Annotated in this window: 1 protein-coding gene; it reads right to left on the reverse strand. The window is 48.8% G+C overall.

The genetic code is table 11. The features are described 5' to 3' along the window. A partial coding sequence (locus tag RVS70_RS22675; protein WP_321134988.1) for an amino acid permease occupies positions 1–424 on the reverse strand: 424 nt, incomplete at both ends.

Here is a 424-nt window from a genome sequence, read left to right on the forward strand (position 1 = left end):
CATGATAAATGATGTAGCAAATGATCATAAACGGTACACCGCAATACAGCGCGATACGCTGCTCCGGATCAAATGCGAGGCTGATAAGCACGACTGTATTTAATGTCAGGCCGATCAGCGGAAGCACCGGATACAGCGGTGTTTTGAATTTCAGATCTTCTGTCTTGCCGCCTTCGCGGATATATTTGCGTCTGAACATGATTTGGGAAAGCGAGATCGTAATCCAGCCGACCTGCGCGCTCATGCCCGCCAATGATAACAGCACCATATATACGGTTTCAGCCTGCGCAAACTTTGTCAGAAGTGATAGGCAAGCCACAGCCATCGTTACGATTAACGCATACATCGGTACACCGCGCTTATTTGTTTTGCCGAGCGCTTTAAAGGCCTGTCCTTCATTCGCCATCGCGTACAGGATACGTGT

It is taken from the genome of Virgibacillus sp. M23, assembly GCF_034190895.1.
Taxonomy (GTDB): domain Bacteria; phylum Bacillota; class Bacilli; order Bacillales; family Amphibacillaceae; genus Virgibacillus; species Virgibacillus salarius.